The 16872-nt window shown below is 36.8% G+C and carries 16 protein-coding genes; 3 read left to right on the top strand and 13 right to left on the bottom strand.

Annotated elements, in window-relative coordinates:
* Positions 1-59: 59 nt before the first annotated feature.
* From D9O48_RS10005 to D9O48_RS09990, 4 genes are all read right to left on the bottom strand, one after another.
* A complete protein-coding gene (locus tag D9O48_RS10005; RefSeq protein ID WP_126972832.1) occupies positions 60-635 on the bottom strand; it encodes a Crp/Fnr family transcriptional regulator in 576 nt (191 codons plus the stop codon).
* A 130-nt stretch (positions 636-765) separates the two neighbouring features.
* On the bottom strand, positions 766-1479 hold the full coding sequence (locus D9O48_RS10000) for a head GIN domain-containing protein (protein WP_126972831.1): 714 nt from the start codon (positions 1477-1479) through the stop codon (positions 766-768).
* A gap of 229 nt (positions 1480-1708) precedes the next feature.
* On the bottom strand, positions 1709-2374 hold the full coding sequence (locus D9O48_RS09995; protein ID WP_126972830.1) for a hypothetical protein: 666 nt from the start codon (positions 2372-2374) through the stop codon (positions 1709-1711).
* An 842-nt stretch (positions 2375-3216) separates the two neighbouring features.
* The gene (locus D9O48_RS09990; protein WP_126972829.1) at positions 3217-6267 is read right to left on the bottom strand and encodes an AsmA-like C-terminal region-containing protein; all 3051 of its coding nucleotides are present in this window, start codon (positions 6265-6267) and stop codon (positions 3217-3219) included.
* 54 nt (positions 6268-6321) lie between these two features.
* Between D9O48_RS09990 and D9O48_RS09985 the strand changes: the two genes are divergently transcribed.
* Together D9O48_RS09985 and D9O48_RS09980 are read left to right on the top strand one after the other, a co-directional pair.
* On the top strand, positions 6322-6918 hold the full coding sequence (locus D9O48_RS09985) for a TrmH family RNA methyltransferase (protein ID WP_126972828.1): 597 nt from the start codon (positions 6322-6324) through the stop codon (positions 6916-6918).
* Between the two features lie 60 nt (positions 6919-6978).
* A complete protein-coding gene (locus D9O48_RS09980; protein WP_126972827.1) occupies positions 6979-7458 on the top strand; it encodes a TlpA disulfide reductase family protein in 480 nt (159 codons plus the stop codon).
* A gap of 245 nt (positions 7459-7703) precedes the next feature.
* On the opposite strand, the gene D9O48_RS09975 is transcribed toward D9O48_RS09980, so the two are convergent.
* The 8 genes from D9O48_RS09975 to miaB all read right to left on the bottom strand — a co-directional run bounded on the left by D9O48_RS09975 (position 7704) and on the right by miaB (position 14745).
* Positions 7704-8312, bottom strand: a complete 609-nt coding sequence (locus D9O48_RS09975; protein ID WP_126972826.1) for a redoxin family protein — start codon at positions 8310-8312, stop codon at positions 7704-7706.
* 18 nt (positions 8313-8330) lie between these two features.
* On the bottom strand, positions 8331-9284 hold the full coding sequence (locus tag D9O48_RS09970; protein ID WP_126972825.1) for a YihY/virulence factor BrkB family protein: 954 nt from the start codon (positions 9282-9284) through the stop codon (positions 8331-8333).
* Between the two features lies 1 nt (position 9285).
* Positions 9286-10305 carry an endolytic transglycosylase MltG gene (gene mltG / locus D9O48_RS09965; protein WP_126972824.1) on the bottom strand — a complete coding sequence of 340 codons (1020 nt, stop codon included), beginning with the start codon at positions 10303-10305 and terminating at the stop codon, positions 9286-9288.
* A gap of 105 nt (positions 10306-10410) precedes the next feature.
* Positions 10411-10767, bottom strand: coding sequence for a preprotein translocase subunit SecG (secG, locus tag D9O48_RS09960; protein WP_126972823.1), 357 nt, complete (start codon positions 10765-10767; stop codon positions 10411-10413).
* A gap of 1 nt (position 10768) precedes the next feature.
* Entirely contained in the window at positions 10769-11515 is a 747-nt protein-coding gene (locus D9O48_RS09955) for a hypothetical protein (protein WP_126972822.1), read from the bottom strand.
* Positions 11516-11518: 3 nt separating this feature from the next.
* Complete coding sequence (gene lptE, locus D9O48_RS09950; RefSeq protein WP_126972821.1) at positions 11519-12016, bottom strand: LPS assembly lipoprotein LptE; 498 nt, start codon at positions 12014-12016, stop codon at positions 11519-11521.
* Between the two features lie 2 nt (positions 12017-12018).
* Positions 12019-13272 (bottom strand): sigma-54 interaction domain-containing protein, encoded by a 1254-nt coding sequence (locus D9O48_RS09945; protein ID WP_126972820.1) that lies wholly within the window; start codon positions 13270-13272, stop codon positions 12019-12021.
* A 45-nt stretch (positions 13273-13317) separates the two neighbouring features.
* Positions 13318-14745 (bottom strand): tRNA (N6-isopentenyl adenosine(37)-C2)-methylthiotransferase MiaB, encoded by a 1428-nt coding sequence (gene miaB, locus D9O48_RS09940; protein WP_126972819.1) that lies wholly within the window; start codon positions 14743-14745, stop codon positions 13318-13320.
* 481 nt (positions 14746-15226) lie between these two features.
* Here miaB and D9O48_RS09935 point away from each other — a divergent pair, with 481 nt between their 5' ends.
* Complete coding sequence (locus D9O48_RS09935; RefSeq protein WP_158624863.1) at positions 15227-16291, top strand: TlpA disulfide reductase family protein; 1065 nt, start codon at positions 15227-15229, stop codon at positions 16289-16291.
* Positions 16292-16370: 79 nt separating this feature from the next.
* Here the strand turns inward: D9O48_RS09935 and D9O48_RS09930 are convergent, their stop codons facing one another.
* A complete protein-coding gene (locus D9O48_RS09930) occupies positions 16371-16871 on the bottom strand; it encodes a hypothetical protein (RefSeq protein WP_126972817.1) in 501 nt (166 codons plus the stop codon).
* Between the last annotated feature and the right edge of the window lies 1 nt (position 16872).

Below are 16872 nucleotides of genomic sequence, written 5' to 3'. Positions count from 1 at the left end.
TATTTTTTAGTTGGTAAGGCAAAATTGTATAATTATCTTCTTAAAAAAATTAAACTGGTTTAAGAAAATCGTTTAGCCCTGATTTCACTCAGGTATTCAGGAGTAAGTCCTAAATAAGATGCCAACAGGTATTGAGGAATCCGTTGCGCAAATGCCCCCTGTGTTTTAATAAAATGATGATACATTTCTTCTTTTGAATAATCAAACAGAAATTTAATTCTCATTTGTGTAGCTGCAAATGCACGTTGATATACAAACCTGAAGTATCGCTCCATAAAAGAAAATTGTTCAAATAATTTCTCCTGTGATTGATAATCAAGAATAACTATCTCTGTATGCTCTACTGCCTGAATATTAAAGAGCGTCGCGTGTTGGCGTTCATATGCGATATGATCTGTCATCCACCAGTTTTCAATCGCAAATTCTGTTGTTTGTTCTACTCCTTTTTCATTAATAAAGAATTTTCTCAAACATCCTTTTTCTACAAAGTAATGCTGTTTGCATATCTCGCCTTCGGTCATGAGATTTTGCTTTTTCTTTACTTTCTGTACTTTTAAATAAGGAAGTATGGCACTATATTCTTCGTCATTCAGGGGCAGAAATTTATTGATATGTGCTTTTAATACTTGCGACATTCAGTGAAGATAATTTTAAATGGTATAAGAGAAAGTTGAAATGAAGAATTAATTTATAGCAGATTGATCTCTGTCAATCCGGTAATGCTAACTTTTTTACTTTCATTCTAAATTTTTAGTTTTTCGTTCATTATTCTTTAATCACTTTAGCCATTTCTCTCATCTGAACATCTACAATTCCTGGATTTCCTTTGTAACGAACAACTGTTACGCCGTTGGCACGTCCCTTCAACGATGTTTCTATCCAAACTTCTGCTTCAGCTGTACCACTGATATCTATTGTACAGTGCTGCGCTACCAATCCATAAGCCTTTAAACGGCTAGTACCTGACAGCTGCGCGTCTATTTCATAAGCACTACCGGAAAGTTCCATTTTGCTGGTACCCTCCACATTAAGTGTTAGTAAGGTCGAAATTCCATTGAATTTAACCAGACCCGTACCACGGGTTTTTAGAAAACGGTCAACAGGGGTGGTAAAACCTGCTATATCAACGTCAACGGTCCCTTCTGTTTCCAATGATCTTAAATCAGGCATGCCGATTACTACCCTGATAGGTTCGTCAGAAGTTTTACCGTTTCCACGCTTCAATTCAACGTGGCCATTGCTATTTTGAAATTTGATTCTGTCTAAATCTGAAGTACAACCTTGCAATGAAATATATGCACTGTCTGATTGCGCGATGGTTACATCAAAATCACTGATTAGTTTGATACTCGTGAAGTCATTCACTTCAAGATCTTTCACCGTCATTCCATTACAATCCGCATTCTTGTTACAGGCAGCTAATACTAATAGTACGATAGTACCTGTTAGCAGTATTTGTTTGTTCATGAACCGTTTCATGTAGATAAAGTTTCCACAAAGATGCGGTATTCAGTGTTAATGAATGCATATTTTTTGAAATAAACTATACATGATTGCGATTATAGAATAAGGTTCAGAGATTATTGAAAATTAGTTGATTCTGTAGTAAGGTATTTTAGTTTATGCTGATAAAACCGTTGACGGAATTTTATTTTTTGTGAAGGGGATAAACAGCACCGGATACAATCCGGCGCGAGTGTGGGGGTGATTAAATCAGGTCTGAAATAAATTCTTTTCCAAGATCTATACCTCCTTTTATGATTCTCTTTATGACTTCTTTTTGAGCTTCTGATAAAAATTCTTTTGAAAATTTTATCCCTATCTTTTTTATTTTATTGAGAATACTTTCGAGTTTACTGGTTATAGATTTTTTGTTTTCTGTATCTAATTTTTCTCTTAACGAAGAAATATCTTTTTTGATACTATCAATAGCTGATTTATTTTCTTCCGTTTTTTTATTATCTAATGCTTTGTCTATAATTTCTAGCGCATAATCCAGCTTCCGTTTTGATTCAGAATCTATGTATTGAATATGTTCGCTTTCTTCGAAAATATTGTTTAGTGAATTGTATGCTTCTATAATACTTTTCCATGAAAGAAATGCCTGTTTGAATTGATCAAGATAAATCCATTTTTTTTCAGTGCCCACTTCATCCTTACTGGTTGGTTTTTTGGACACAAAAACCTGAATTGTACCATCGTTCATTGTTTGATACTTATGTACAGTAAAATGAAACTTCGAATTGACATCTCTGTCTTTTGCACACAAAATATTTTTACCTGGTAGAACAAACTTTATTTTATCATCTTCTAATGCTCTTATTTCCGCTATTTCAGTAGATAGCGTTAGTGGATATTTTTTCTTATTACTCATTTTAATTCAAAATGTTCTTTAGTCCGGTGACTAGCCGGAGATATAAATAATGACGGTATGAGGGAGTGAGTGCACAACTGCAGTTTATTTCTACAAACAAGAGTACACGGGTATATTTTTTTCTTTATCCCTATCTTTTAACATTGAATAACTACTTGCAATTTCAGTAGAACATATGTGTAAAGAAGAAATACATGAATACATGTGAAAAAAACAGGATTAATGAATAAGGAATTGGAAAAATATTCAGTTTGATTGGAAAATGGAGCTATATAAGGTGAATCTAATCGAGAATTAAAGGTGGAATTATAAGTGTCCTTTTTAAGGCAATATTGATTAATTCGTATAAAAAGTAAAGATTAGATTTTTCTTTGTGTGATGATAAAAAGAATTGATGCATGGTATGACATTTAGGTGTTAAATCGAATTTTATTGTTACACAAAATGTAATGAAGTCTCAAATATACAGGAAGGAATTTTAATTGAAAAGAAGCATATTTTTATTGTTTTTTTTAATTGTTTGAGTATTATTTATTTATATGTTTTAATTAAAAAAAATATTAATTCTGATTAAGAAAATTATTAAAATTTGGTTTTTCTTTTTTTGAATTGCCTTTTGTCAATTTGTATTTATTGTTCATTTTAATTTTATCATTAATTGTTAAGCTTTATAAAAATTAAAGAAAAAGTAAGTGTATTTCAACTTTGATTTTTTTCTCTTAGCTGAAATATGATATAATAGTTATTGAAAATGCTTTATACAAAAAAAGACCGCTATTGCCAGCAGTCTTTTTTTGTATAAAGAAAAATTTATAACATGTAAAATTATAAATTTTTTCGGGTTAATTCTTCTTATTCAATATCCCTTTCAATAATCCTTTTGCTTTGTCTTCTACCTTTTCTTTTGTGTTGGCAGAATCTTTTGTAGCAGTGGAATCTTTACCCAGCAACTTGTCTTTTAATGCATTCGTAGCATCTTTTACTACCTGCTCTTTGATACTGTTCAGCGTATCCTTTGCTGCCGCTTTCTTTTCTGCAATGATACTGTCGGCCACCGCTTTTTTCTCCGCTATAAACTCGTTCGCCTGTTCTTTCAATTCGTCTTTTACACTGGCTGTAGTACTTGCCAGATCGGTTTTAACCGTTGGCTGTGTAATTTTACCACCCAGGTTCAGTTTGAATTTTACTGTATCTGAAACATTTACATTGATGCCTTTGGCCGCTGCCTGCTCTGATAAGTTGCCAATCAGGTTATTTGCTCCGCTACCTAATAAGGCACGCGGTACTTTCAGGTTCACTACATAGTCTAACGACTGATCGATACCGTGCATACCACCTACTTCCATTTCCATGTCTTTTAACTTAACTGTAAATGGTTTTACCAGTACTTTACCATTCGTAAATTCGAAATAGTTTTTGATATCTTTTACTGTTACAGATTTCAATGAATTGATATTTAAACTGCTGGCGATTGATTCCAGCGGTTGAAATTTACTGAGTACACCTTCCAGTAAGAATAAGGTTCCTTCACCGGTTAAGCTGTTCAACAACGGAAACATATCCGTACCTAATTTTCCGGTTAGTTCAAGGTCTGAACTCAGCTTACCAGATATGAAATTACCAATCGGCATTAATTGCTGAACCGTATTGTATGCTTTAAAGGTTTGCTGGATGTCTACATTCTGTAACTTGTAGTTAAAGGATATATCCGGCGTTTGTTTGTTTTCTAAAGTTGAATAAGAACCGGTCATTGCTAACGATCCGTCAAACGCATTCATTGAAAAATCAGTTAGTTTAATCGCTTCATTTTTTACATCTACTTTACCTTTTATATTTTTGTATTCAACCTTATCGTAAATTAATCTGTCTACTACAGCATTCATACTAAGATTCAGATTACCAGGAACAGGAATTACTGTCATCGGTTCTTCTTCTGTAGCGGTAGTAGTGTCTTCTCCCATCCATTCAAACCATTCATCTGCATTTACCACATTTGCATAGGCTGTAATATTTCCTGATAATGTTTGATCTTTTAACGCATAACCTACCACATTTTTAAGATTACCCTTTACATCGTAAGAAGTACTGAGAATTTTTCCTTTTAAAGTATTCAATGTTACGTCTGAAGGATTGAACTTCATGTTCGAATTTTCAATGATAATACCGTCTTTGAAGTCGGGCGTTACCATTTTAAAACTTTTCAGGTCAACCAAACCGTCAAAAGCAATTTTATCGTATTCTTCTTTTTCTATCTGAGATTGCTTCAATTGAGTACTCAAATCAGCATTGAGATATCCCTGAATGGTAGATCCGTCTTCGAAAGTATAGAACTGATGAATTTTCGCCAGATCAAATCCCCCTTTAAGGTGTGCATTGATATTCGGATCGCTGATCGGGGTTTTTACAGAAGCGGAGAAGTCAATCTTGTCTCCACCCACTTCAATATGGCCGTTGGTGATTTGTACACTGGTTAAATCAGCAGCACCACCTTTGTTCTGAACGGCAATATGAGCTCTTGTATTTTGAATTGCTTCCGGAAACTCTTTTGCTTTGAAATAAATATCGCCTAGCTGAATAAACCCTTCTGCGTAAAAATCACCTGCCTGGTTGTTTTGTACAGCGGCAAGACTCCCTTTTGCTTTCAGGTCAGCATCCACCCAGCCTCTTAAAGTCATACCGTCTTCCAGCTTCACGAATTCCGTTACACTTGCCAGGTTTAGTTTACCTAATGCTTTAAGATCTACCACCTGTGTGGTCATCGGGCGTTCAAACTTCAGAAAAAAGTCAAATGCGTCCTTGCCAAATTCAATATGCATGTTCGACACATCGATTCTGGTATCATCCATCTCACCTGTTGCATTTTGAACGGCAGCGGCAATCTGAATATTTTGTACGGGTTGTGGTAAGTCGGGGTATTGAAAAAAACCGTCTTTAACGTTCAGATGAACGTCAAAAGCGGGTAGGCTTTGCGGATCCATGGTTCCTTTTACAAAACCAGCCAGATCGAGCGTACCTGCTGTTTTGATCTGATCAAAATCGTTCATGTAAATGGCAGGAACCATTGATAAAATCGATTTAAAGTCGTTTGAAGGGGCTTTAAATTCGATATCCATAGCATAGGTGCTGTCATTTACCAATTGAAAATAACCCTGCGTATTCAGGTTTAAATCGTTCAGGTGAATTTTATCGGTATTGAAACCGATTTTCATATTGTCTGTATTAATATCCAGGTCTACGTCAATACTGGTTTTTACTTTAGATAAGTAGGGAACCCCTTCATACACTACGGTAAGCGCATCTGCTTTGGTAGATGTACCCAGGATAAAGTTTGCTTCGGTGAAGTTACCGGTTCCGGTGTGGTTAAGATTGTATATTTCCGTAGAGACATTCATTGTCTGGTCTGCGTAATAAACATATCCGTTTTTAATCTCATATTTGTTGAGGCTCAGATTGAAGGTAAACGGTTCTTCGTTTTCAGCAGTAACAGTTTCTTCACCCGGCTTTACAATATCCCAGTTGGCTTTTCCATCTTTATTCACTAATGCTTTAATGCGGGGTTTATCTAACAGAATTTTAGTGATTTTCCATTCATCGCCCAGAAAGCTGAACGGATTGACTACTACTACAATTTTTTCGGCACTCAATAGGGTGTCTTTTTCAAAAACATCATAGCCTTTCATGTACAGATTGTCCACTACTACAGCCGCATTGGGGAAGTTTCTGAAGAAGGATACAGACACATCTTCAAAATCCGTTTCTCCTAAAATATTCTCATTGATTTGTTCTTTGGCGATCGCCAGTAATTTTCCTTTGAACAGGATCGGAGCGAGGAACAGGATTAATAGGAGTGTTAAAAGAGTATAACCAAGAATTTTGAGGCTCTTTTTAAGCATATTCGGTTTATTTTTGTTCCAAATTTAATTTATCTTATCAGTTAATTACCAATTATGACGCCAGAACGTAAAGAAAGATTGTTGTCTGTGTTGAATAAACGTCAAAATGATATTACTGTCGTTTTAGAAAACGTATTTGACCCACATAATATTTCAGCGGTGATGAGAACTTGTGATGCTGTAGGGATACAGGAAATTTACGTACTGAATCATACCATACCCCGTCATAAGAAATTTGGCTTCAAAAGTTCCCGTTCGGCATCCAAATGGATTACCGTACACCAATTTACGGATGCCGGGCAATGTATAAAAGCTTTACGTAGTAAATATGATAAAATTTTAACAACTCACCTCAGTAATGACGCAATTAGCTTACATCAGATCAATTTTACGCAAAAACTGGCATTAGTTTTCGGTAATGAACAGGTCGGGGTGAGTGAAGAAATCAGAACAGCAGCTGATGGTAATTTCATTATTCCGCAAGTAGGAATGATTCGGTCATTGAATATTTCAGTTGCTTGTGCGGTAACGGTATATGAAGCCTTTCGCCAGAAGTCTTTAGCCGGACATTATGATTCGGTTAAAATTCAGGAACCTCAGTTTACTAATTTATTAACCGGGTGGGGATTTTCAGAGGCTGATCTTGATTAAATTATATTATTCAGCAATTACGGAATAGAAATTTCCGTGATTCATTTAAAAAAAGCTAACATGAAACAACTAAGTTTATCACTAGCTATTCTGTTATTATCGTTGGGGCTGCATGCGCAATCATTTGAGAAAATCAGCATGGACGATTTATTGGCGAAGGCAAAAACGGCCGGCCACCCGGTGGTGTTGAATGTATGGGCTACCTGGTGCGCTCCTTGTGTGGAAGAATTGCCTTATTTGAATGAAGGAGTAAAAGCTTTTAAAAAAGAAAAAGTGGAACTGTGGTTGTTGAGCATGGATTTTCCGAAAAATCTTGATGAAAAACTGAAGAAATTTATTAAAGAAAAAGGGTATACCGCTCGCTACTTTTGGCTGACAGATGATAATGCTGATGAGTTTTGTCCGAAACTTGATCAGCGGTGGGAGGGAACGATTCCTGTTACTTTGTTTTATAACCCGCTGAATAATTACCGCAAGTTTTTAAACCGCGCTATTACCAAAGCACAGGTTCCTTTGGAAATCAAAGAAATGATTCAATAAGTTGAGAGTGGAAAATGAAGAAAAGGAAAGTTTTGACAAATGTATACCGGCTCTGATCAGCGAAATGTGTGTAGTATGGATTTTAAGTTTGTAAAGATTTAATCTGTTTGATCTGAGGGTAAATCTTTCCTTTAATCATTCAAACGTTTAAAAATCATTTAAAAGAAGAATAGAGGCAAGAAAAAAGCCTTCAAACTGATTGAAGGCTTAAGAGTAGATTTTAAAAACGGGACCAATGCATCATCTTAGTTCAAGCGCTTAATAGTGCATCCAATTGAACGAGACTTTGTAACGGAAACTTCTTTTCCGTTGGTTAACTCTTTGATGGCTTCCTGGAGGTGAATTCGCTGCACTTTCTCTTCGTCGTTCGGGTTATCATCTATCGCTCCTGTATAAACCAGTACGCCTTGTTTATTAAACAAAAAACATTCTGGTGTTCTGGTAGCACCGAAAGCATCTGCCAGCTCGTGGTTTTTGTCGAGACTATAATACCATGAATACCCTAGCTTGCTGGCATAGGTTCTCATGTCATCGAGTGATTCTCCTTTACCGCGAGTACCCTCATTAGAATTGATAAGGACTACGCCAATCTTGTTTTCAAGGGCGAATTTGCTGATACCGACTGTTCTGGATTCGTTATTTATTACAACAGGACAAGTGTTTGAACTGAACATTACGAGAAGTCCGTTCTCTTTCATGGCTGATTGTAATGTAACTGTTTTTCCTGAGATATCTGTCATAGAAACATCAGCTTTTGGAAGCTTGGTTCCGACAGCTATTGGATCGGTGGGCGCGTTGCCGCTATTAAATGCTAATAAACCTGTTAAAAGGCTAGCATACAATAAGATTTTCATGATAACGACTTTTATAGGTTAAGTGTTTTGTGATTCCTGTTTTTCACGCTGTTGAGCAATTGTCTTCAATGAGTGAATGCTGATGTTCAGTTCATATCCTATCAGTAGTACCAGTGAATTGATATATATGATGGTCATTAGTACAATGATAGTGCCAATAGAACCATATAAAGCATTGTATTTACCGAAATTATTAACGAACAATGAAAAGCCTAACGTTGCTAAAATACATAGAGTAGTGGCGAGGATAGCGCCCGGACTGCTTAATTTCCATTTCTTGGGTATCGCTGGAGCAAATTTATAAATAAAAGCGATCGCATAGAACACTAAAGCAAGTATAAAAATCCATCTTGAAAATTTTATGAGTGCAATGAGCCATTCCTGCTCAATTCCTAACCATCTCAATACGAATCCTTGTAAGCTAAGTAATAAAAGCGTTAGAAATAATAAACCTAATAATATGAATGTCAGCTTAATAGCAGCAAGCCTGGCCTGAAAATCGGTTCTTTTCTGAAAACCTATATATTCTTTGTTAAAAGACCGCATGATGCCCATCATACCGTTTGAGGCAAAAAATATGAGTAACAGAAAACCGAATGAGAGTAAACCTACCCGGCTGCTTTCAAAAAAAGTATCTATGAAGTTAATAATCTGTGCGTTGTATTCAGGAGCCGGAATCATATCTGTAATCAGTGACCGGATCTGCCGTTGTAGTGCCTGATTGTTTACAAAAGGTAATTGCGGAATTAAAGTAAAGAAAAACAAGCAGGTAGGTGGAATTGCCATGATGAAATTATACGAAATGGCTGCCGCTCTTTCCGATAAGCCGACTTTCTCTACCTGTTTTTCAAAAAATATCACCACATCGTACAAAGTAACTCCATCAAAACCTGGTAGTTTCCAGTGTTGACTACCTTTGATAGCAGATTTTACCAGCCGTAAATTGAAGAAGTACTCTTTTATTTTTTTCATCTTACTTAGCCTTTTGTCGTTCGTTCAAAGCCTTATGAAACAATCTTGCATTTTTCAGGTGGTCGCTGTAGGTAACAGCAAATGTATGACGGCCTGAAAAATCATGTTTTGCTACAAAGTAAAAGTAATCCGTTTCCGGTGCTTCTAAAACTTTTTCCAGTGTTTTTAAGCTGGGGGTACAAATGGGGCCGGGGGGGAGTCCCGCATAACGATAAGTGTTATAAGGTGATTCTGCTGTTAAGTGACCGTGCAGGATACGTGTAAGACTAAAATCCTGTAAAGCGAATTTTACTGTTGGGTCTGCCTGCAATTTATGGCCTTTTTTAATACGGTTCAGGTAAACACTGGCAATAGTATCTTTCTCATCGTTGGCATTGGTTTCTTCTTCTACAATACTGGCCAGAATATAGGCTGTAGTAGGAGTGAGGCCAAGTTTTTCAGCTTTTGATTTCCTCTCTGTATTCCAGAAGCGGTCGTATTCTGCTTTTAATTTGTCGAATATCTGTACCGGATTACTATTCCAATAATAGGTATAGGTATTGGGTAATACCAGTGACATTACAGTATTCGTATCTACATCATAGCGTTCGATTTCATCAGCGTCATTTAAAAATTTCATCATTGTAGCGGAATCGCTTTCCAGGCGCCGTCCGATAAGCCTTGATAACTGAGCTTTGGTTCTGAGTTTGGTAATCACAAGATTAACCGGTTCTTGTTGGCCGTTGATCAGTTTTTGTACAATCTGATGAACAGAATTGCCTTTTTCAATGGCGTATTTTCCGGGTTTAACTTCAGCAGGTAAATCTCTTTGTTTAGCCCAAAGATCAAACAGTGCCGGAAATTGTACCCATTGACTGTCTTTTAGTGTTTGTATAATATGTGAATAATGATTCGAAGCGGTAGGAATGTATAAATATTTTTTGGGTTCATCAAAACGGGTGGTACTGGTGAAAAGGAAAATATAAATACCTATGGCCAGAATAAGAAGGAGTGCAACTACTCCCAGTAAAAATTTTTTCATGGATTGATAGAGTGCTTAGGTTTAAGATACTAAAAAAACGCCGGATTTACAATAAAAAGCCCCGTCTGAACGACAGGGCTACTATAAAAACGTATGAAAACAATATTATTGTTCAGCTGGTGCTGGAGTTTGCTCTAATGGAACAGTGTTTTCAGGTAATGTTAATGGTTGATCCTGAATCGGAGCTGTTGTATTGAATTCTGGCTGACCTTTTAATTCTCTGACATCGCTACCTGAACCTGTGATAAAGAAAGAAGAGAACAAGCACAATACGCCAATGATTGCAGCGCAAATCCAAGTACCTTTTTCTAAAATATCAGAAGTTTGTTGTACGCCCATGAATTGAGAGTTAAAACCTGCGATATTACCTGCTAAACCACCACCTTTTGGATTTTGTACTAAAATCAAAATGGAGATGAAAACGCTCACAATGATAATTAAAGTAAGAAATAAGATTGACATATTATGCGCCTTTTAATTGTTCTATTTTTTTTGCAAAATAATGATTTTTGTTGGGATTCAACAAACTTAATTTTTCGTATATCGCAATTGCTTTCAATTTGTTACCCTGTTTGACCCAAACTTCAGCCATTGTTTCTGTTATAATTTCAGGCGGGGTAACGGATTTATTAGAATCTTCCCGGGGGGCAGGATTCCTGATTTCCAATACTTCTACCTGCTCTTTTGGCTGAATTCTTTTCATATCTCTCAGCCATTCGGTAAAGCTTTTAAGCTGTTTACCCAGTTTATCTTTGTAGTCTTCCGTTTGCAGTTTTATGCCCTGCGAAGCGAAATAATCAATGGTATGATAGGGTTCAAATACCAGACTTTGCTCCTCAGTTTTCAGAGACACTTCTGCCACCTGTTCTGCCTGAACTGCTGTTTCAGCAGGCTCTTCAATTGCTGCTGCTATTGTTGGTTTTACTTCTTCAGCCGCCTGTTCTGCTACAACAGATGTTGTTGTGGTAGCAACCGGCGCGTCAAACTCGCTGATGATAGAGAAATAGAGCCAGCTGGGGTTATTGGTATAAAGACTGGCTGATAAAGCATCGGCAGTACCGTCTTCGGCAGACTGTTTTGCTTTCAGCCAATGACCTATGCCCATATAGGGATATTTATCGATTAAGGTTTGGAGTTCTTCCTCCGTTACCTGCGACAAATTATCTTTTTTGAAAAACTGTTGAATAATTGTTTGAGTGTGCTGTTGCATTGATTACCATTTAGAAAAGATCCTATTAAAGATTTCGTCGGTCAGGTTTCTTAGGATGTCTTCCATCAGATTCGCTTCTGCCTGTTGTAAGCTCAGACTGGCTGCAAAATCAATCTGGGTTTGAGCTGTGGCGTCGATATTCTCTTTTGCGTTTTTGTTGTTTTTTACAGCTATCTGTACATTCACTGTAAGCCTGTTTGAGGCGGATTGCTGATTCGAAATACCCGAAGTGCTCACCGAATAATTCGTTATTTTACAATAGATATCATAATCGGCATCAGAGTCTTCGGTTTGTTTAAGACGGGTCTGGTTATTGATTTTTTGTCTTAACCTTTCCGTTAACTGAGGAGCCAGTTGCGGGTTTACGTAACGTGCCCTGTTCTCAAAGATATTTACCCTTACTGTTTGTATTTCCTGAGGAATACTCACATCCTTAAATGTATAGCACTGTGTGAATACTACAGGAATAAGGGCTACTATGAATATATGTAGTAATTTCATTCTTACTGATTTTCTTTGATGTCGTATTCTTTTAATTTACGATACAAGGTACGTTCGCTGATGCCTAAATCACTGGCAGCATCTTTTCGTTTTCCCTTGTGTTTACGCAAAGCTTTTTGAATTAATTCTCTTTCTTTATCCATGATATTCAATGACTCTTCTACTTCAACATGTTGTTGAATATCATTACCCGCCTGTAACACTACCGGAGCAGAGGTGGGGGTATTCATGATCGGAGCCGTATAGTTAGACGGCAACAGTTCAGTACCGTTATTACTGACTTCATTGAATATTGGTGCCGTATGTAGATCGGCGCCGGGATTCTGAATGATCTCAAAAAAAAGCTTCTTTAACTCGGTTACATCTTTTTTCATATCAAAAAAGAGTTTATATAAAATCTCTCTTTCATTAGAAAAGTCAGTATTGGAGGTACCGAATCCGCTTTGATGCGAAACCATTGGTAACCTGTTCTCATTGCGATCTGGTAAAAACTTTCTCAGATCCTGTGCATTGAGTTGTTTCGACTCTGATAAAACAGAAATCTGTTCAGCTATATTTTTTAATTCACGGATATTACCGGGCCACGGATAATGCACCAGTAATTCCTTTGCTTCTTCAGATAATTGAATCGGAGCCGATTTATATTTTTCAGAGAAGTCAACCGAAAATCTTCTGAATAGTAAAGGAATGTCTTCTTTTCTGTCGCGCAGAGACGGTACTCTGATTGGTACTGTACTCAAACGATAATAAAGATCTTCTCTGAATTTTCCTTTTTGAGTTAACTCCAGTAAGTCTTTATTGGTAGCAGCCACTACACGAACATCTGTCTTCTGCACTTTCGAACTACCAACTCTGATAAACTCACCGGTTTCAAGTACGCGTAATAACCGGGCCTGAGTGCCCAATGGCATTTCGCCGATTTCGTCAAGAAAAATAGTACCTCCGTTAACTGTTTCGAAATATCCTTTACGTGCATCTACTGCTCCGGTAAAAGAACCTTTTTCATGTCCGAATAGTTCTGAATCTATTGTTCCTTCAGGAATCGCACCACAGTTTACGGCAATAAATGAATTGTGTTTTCTTGCCGACAGTGAATGTATAATTTGAGAAAAAACTTCTTTACCTACACCGCTTTCTCCATGAATCAAAACCGTTAAATCAGTATTTGCCACCTGCGCTGCTACCTGCAGTGCATAGTTTAAGCCAGGAGAATTTCCTATTATGCCGAAACGATTTTTTATTGATTGAATATCCATTACTCAATTAATTTTTACCCTTCAAAATGTTGTGAAGTGGAATGATTAGTCCACTATATTCCCTATCAAAGTAGCGCCGGTACACTCTGTTATCAATACGTTCACATAACTACCAGGTGTAAGGGAAGGATTAGTTTTAGGGAATACGATCATTTTGTTCTGACTGTTGCGGCCTTTCCAGTCGGCATCGCTTTTTTTCGAATTACCTTCAATCAAAACTTTAAATGTTTTGCCCAGGTCTTTTTGATTGCTCTCCAGACTCATCTGGTTTTGAAGTTTTACGATTTCATCCAGTCTTCTTTTTTTAACTTCTTCCGGAATATCATCCGTGTATCTTCTTGCAGCCAGTGTTCCGGGGCGTTCACTGTAAAAGAACATATAACTCAGGTCATATTTGCTATAAGCCATTAGGCTCAAAGTATCCTGGTGCTCTTCTTCTGTTTCTGTACAAAAACCTGCAATGATATCAGAGCTGATGCCACAATCCGGCATAATTTCACGAATACGATCCACTTTTGCCAGATACCATTCACGGGTATAGGTACGGTTCATTAGTTGTAATACTCTCGTAGATCCGCTTTGTACCGGAAGATGAATATATTTACAGATATTCTCGTACTTCGCCATTGTAAACAATACATCATCTGTAATGTCTTTAGGATGTGAAGTAGAGAAACGAACTCTTAAATCGGGGTCAATTAAAGCTACCTGCTCTAATAACTCAGCAAAGGTAACGGGCTTTACTGCTTCAGGAGAATTGGGCAACCAGTAATAGCTGTCTACATTCTGTCCTAAAAGCGTCACCTCTTTATAACCGTTTTCAAATAAATTTCTACATTCTGCTATGATAGACTGTGTATCTCTGCTACGCTCTCTTCCTCTTGTAAATGGTACCACGCAAAAAGAACACATATTATTACAACCTCTCATGATGCTCACAAAAGCAGTAATTCCATTACTATCCAAACGTACAGGAGAAATATCTGCATAGGTTTCTTCACGGCTTAACAGAACATTTACCGCTTTCTGGCCTGTTTCTGCCTCTTCTACCAGGCCGGGTAAGGTTCTGTAAGCGTCAGGGCCTACCACCATGTCTACCAGTTTTTCTTCTTCCAGTAGTTTGGCCTTCAGACGCTCGGCCATACAGCCCAAAACACCGATCAATGCACCCGGGTTATTATCTTTTACTTTTCGTAAATCATTTAATCTTTTTCGAACAGTTTGTTCTGCTTTTTCACGGATAGAGCAGGTATTTAACAAAATCAAATCAGCTTCCTCATAATTACGTGTAGCGCCAAAACCTGAATCAGCAAGAATAGAAGCTACGATTTCACTATCAGAAAAGTTCATCTGACAACCATAACTTTCGATATAGAATTTTTTTGAATAGTTGTTCGGGTCGTTTTCAAATGGAGCATACGCTTCTCCCTGACGGCTTTCATCCTGTATTTTCTGTGTAGTTACGTCCAACATCGTCCTTAATAAATTTGAAAGGCAAATATAGCTGAAAATTATGGTTTAATGACAGGTTGTCAGCAGATTTTAATATTTTCTGTGTAATAGAATCGTAATTTTTCCGGTTAGCCGTCGGTTAATGAACTGGTAGCTTTTAACCGCTTATTATGTTTTAAAAGGATTGTAAAATTAAATGAAAATCAATCAGATATGATTTTTTACAAACCTGAGTATTGTACTTATGGCCAGGTTAATCCTAAATCGATTGACCCCCATCAGTATTTTGTGGCAAAAGAAAACCGTTGATACTTTCCTGCATAGTATGAAAATTATCTTTACTGTTGATTTTATATTTTGTTGAATATAACAGTGATCATCTATTACTGATGAGGCCGGGTGAAGTGTTAATGACATCAGGAAACAGATAGTAAAGGTAAAGTTTGTTCAAAACCCTGATCCTGCCTTATGTATGTTTTATTATTATACTAAACCTTTCTTAATGAAAATCAGGAATATTATTTTATCAGCCGTCTCCATGTTTTACCTATTATCCTGCTCGGAATCATCTCCTTCAACATTTGTTTTAAGTGGGCATATCAAAGAACAGGATACGGGTTGGGTATCGTTAACATATGCTCTTTTAAACGAAACGGAACAACAGATCGAAGATTCTGTGAGATTAACCAATGGTAAATTTGTGTTTGAGGGAGAACTTCCGCAACCTACGGTAGCTTTTTTAAGAGGGGCAGTGGTTGACAGGTCAGATGGTGATCCTAACTGGATGGCAATTTTTATAGAGCCCGGTAAGATGAATATAGAATTGCAAAAAAATCATTTTGAAAAAGGGAAAGTCTCCGGATCGCAGTCTTATGATCAGTTGTTGCTTTATCAGGATATCGTAACAAAAATTCCACGGGATGAAGATTTTATAAACAATCTCCAAAAATTCCGGTATAGTTTTCTAAAAGAAAATCCAGGTTCTTACACCGCAATGTATTTCTTTATATGGGGTGTACAACAGTATTCTATTGATTCATTGTTAGCATTAGATTCATTAATCACTCCTGCCATAAGAAATAGTTTCTATGGAAAAAAAATAAAACAGGAAGTAGCAGACCGGCCTGTCAGAGAATATAATAAAAGTATCAACAGGCCTGCTTATGTATTTGAAGGGGAGGAGTTAAATGGAGGTAAACTGTCGCTAAACGATTACAAAGGAAATTATTTACTGGTAGATTTTTGGGGCAGTTGGTGTGTTCCCTGCAGACAGGAAACTCCACACATAAAAGCTTTGTTCAAAAAGTATCAGGGTAAAGGTTTTTCCATACTGGGTATTGCTGCAGATGAAGAGACTCCTGATCTGTGGAGAAAGGCAGTTATCGATGACGGAACTGATACCTGGAAACATATTTTATCAAGTGATACCCTCAGGCAGTCTTTTGCTGTTGAAGGTTATCCTTTAAAGCTACTGATTGATCCGGCAGGAATAATTGTAGGACGTTATTTCGGAACAGATGAAACACCGAAACTGGATGCTAAGCTGGTAGAAATTTATGGTTTCTGATAATATAAAAACTCTAATTACACATACTCATAAAATATAAAAAAAGACACCGGTTTATACAATCGGTGTCTTTTTTATATTATCCAAGATATTTTCTTAACCAGCTATCTTTTAATGGAATCATCCATTTTTCTTCGAGGTCTTTTTTGTTTAGAACCGTATTATTAAAGTAGATGGTATCTGAGTTGATAAAACCATGTTCTAAGGCATATTCTACCTGAGAAGCTGGTAGCATTTGTATTTTATCTTTTACCTGAAAAGCAAGATTGAGTCTGTCAAACATTTTTACATTTGTAGCTGCCTCAATTTGTTTGATAACTCTTACACTACTATCTGTGCTACAACCACTAACGGTAGTAGTGGTTTCATCAGCCATTAGAACAATAAATTGTCCGAATAAAAGATTGGCATAACCTTTTACCGGTTCACCATGTGCATTCCATTTTGCTACAAAATCATTTAATACATCTTCAATATGAAGTGCTTCTGACATGGTAAACAAGCGGGCAGCCTGGTAAATCCAAACTCTTGACTGATCGCTAAAGTCTTCCGGAAGTAAACGTTTATAATCCCAATTCATC

The organism is Gynurincola endophyticus, from assembly GCF_003991195.1.
Classification (GTDB): Bacteria; Bacteroidota; Bacteroidia; order Chitinophagales; family Chitinophagaceae; genus Gynurincola; species Gynurincola endophyticus.
The sequence above is the reverse complement of the archived record's forward strand: the minus strand, read 5'-3'. Positions and strand labels throughout refer to the sequence as shown.

Coding starts and splice junctions, on each gene's coding strand:
- D9O48_RS09970 (WP_126972825.1), bottom strand. CDS start 9,284: ATGAAAAAAATAAAAGAGTACTTCTTCAATTTACGGCTGGTAAAATCT.
- mltG (WP_126972824.1), bottom strand. CDS start 10,305: ATGAAAAAATTTTTACTGGGAGTAGTTGCACTCCTTCTTATTCTGGCC.
- D9O48_RS09980 (WP_126972827.1), top strand. CDS start 6,979: ATGAAACAACTAAGTTTATCACTAGCTATTCTGTTATTATCGTTGGGG.
- D9O48_RS09975 (WP_126972826.1), bottom strand. CDS start 8,312: ATGAAAATCTTATTGTATGCTAGCCTTTTAACAGGTTTATTAGCATTT.
- D9O48_RS10000 (WP_126972831.1), bottom strand. CDS start 1,479: ATGAAACGGTTCATGAACAAACAAATACTGCTAACAGGTACTATCGTA.
- lptE (WP_126972821.1), bottom strand. CDS start 12,016: ATGAAATTACTACATATATTCATAGTAGCCCTTATTCCTGTAGTATTC.
- D9O48_RS09930 (WP_126972817.1), bottom strand. CDS start 16,871: ATGAATTGGGATTATAAACGTTTACTTCCGGAAGACTTTAGCGATCAG.
- secG (WP_126972823.1), bottom strand. CDS start 10,767: ATGTCAATCTTATTTCTTACTTTAATTATCATTGTGAGCGTTTTCATC.
- D9O48_RS09985 (WP_126972828.1), top strand. CDS start 6,322: ATGACGCCAGAACGTAAAGAAAGATTGTTGTCTGTGTTGAATAAACGT.
- D9O48_RS10005 (WP_126972832.1), bottom strand. CDS start 635: ATGTCGCAAGTATTAAAAGCACATATCAATAAATTTCTGCCCCTGAAT.
- miaB (WP_126972819.1), bottom strand. CDS start 14,745: ATGTTGGACGTAACTACACAGAAAATACAGGATGAAAGCCGTCAGGGA.
- D9O48_RS09990 (WP_126972829.1), bottom strand. CDS start 6,267: ATGCTTAAAAAGAGCCTCAAAATTCTTGGTTATACTCTTTTAACACTC.
- D9O48_RS09935 (WP_158624863.1), top strand. CDS start 15,227: ATGAAAATCAGGAATATTATTTTATCAGCCGTCTCCATGTTTTACCTA.
- D9O48_RS09955 (WP_126972822.1), bottom strand. CDS start 11,515: ATGCAACAGCACACTCAAACAATTATTCAACAGTTTTTCAAAAAAGAT.
- D9O48_RS09995 (WP_126972830.1), bottom strand. CDS start 2,374: ATGAGTAATAAGAAAAAATATCCACTAACGCTATCTACTGAAATAGCG.
- D9O48_RS09945 (WP_126972820.1), bottom strand. CDS start 13,272: ATGGATATTCAATCAATAAAAAATCGTTTCGGCATAATAGGAAATTCT.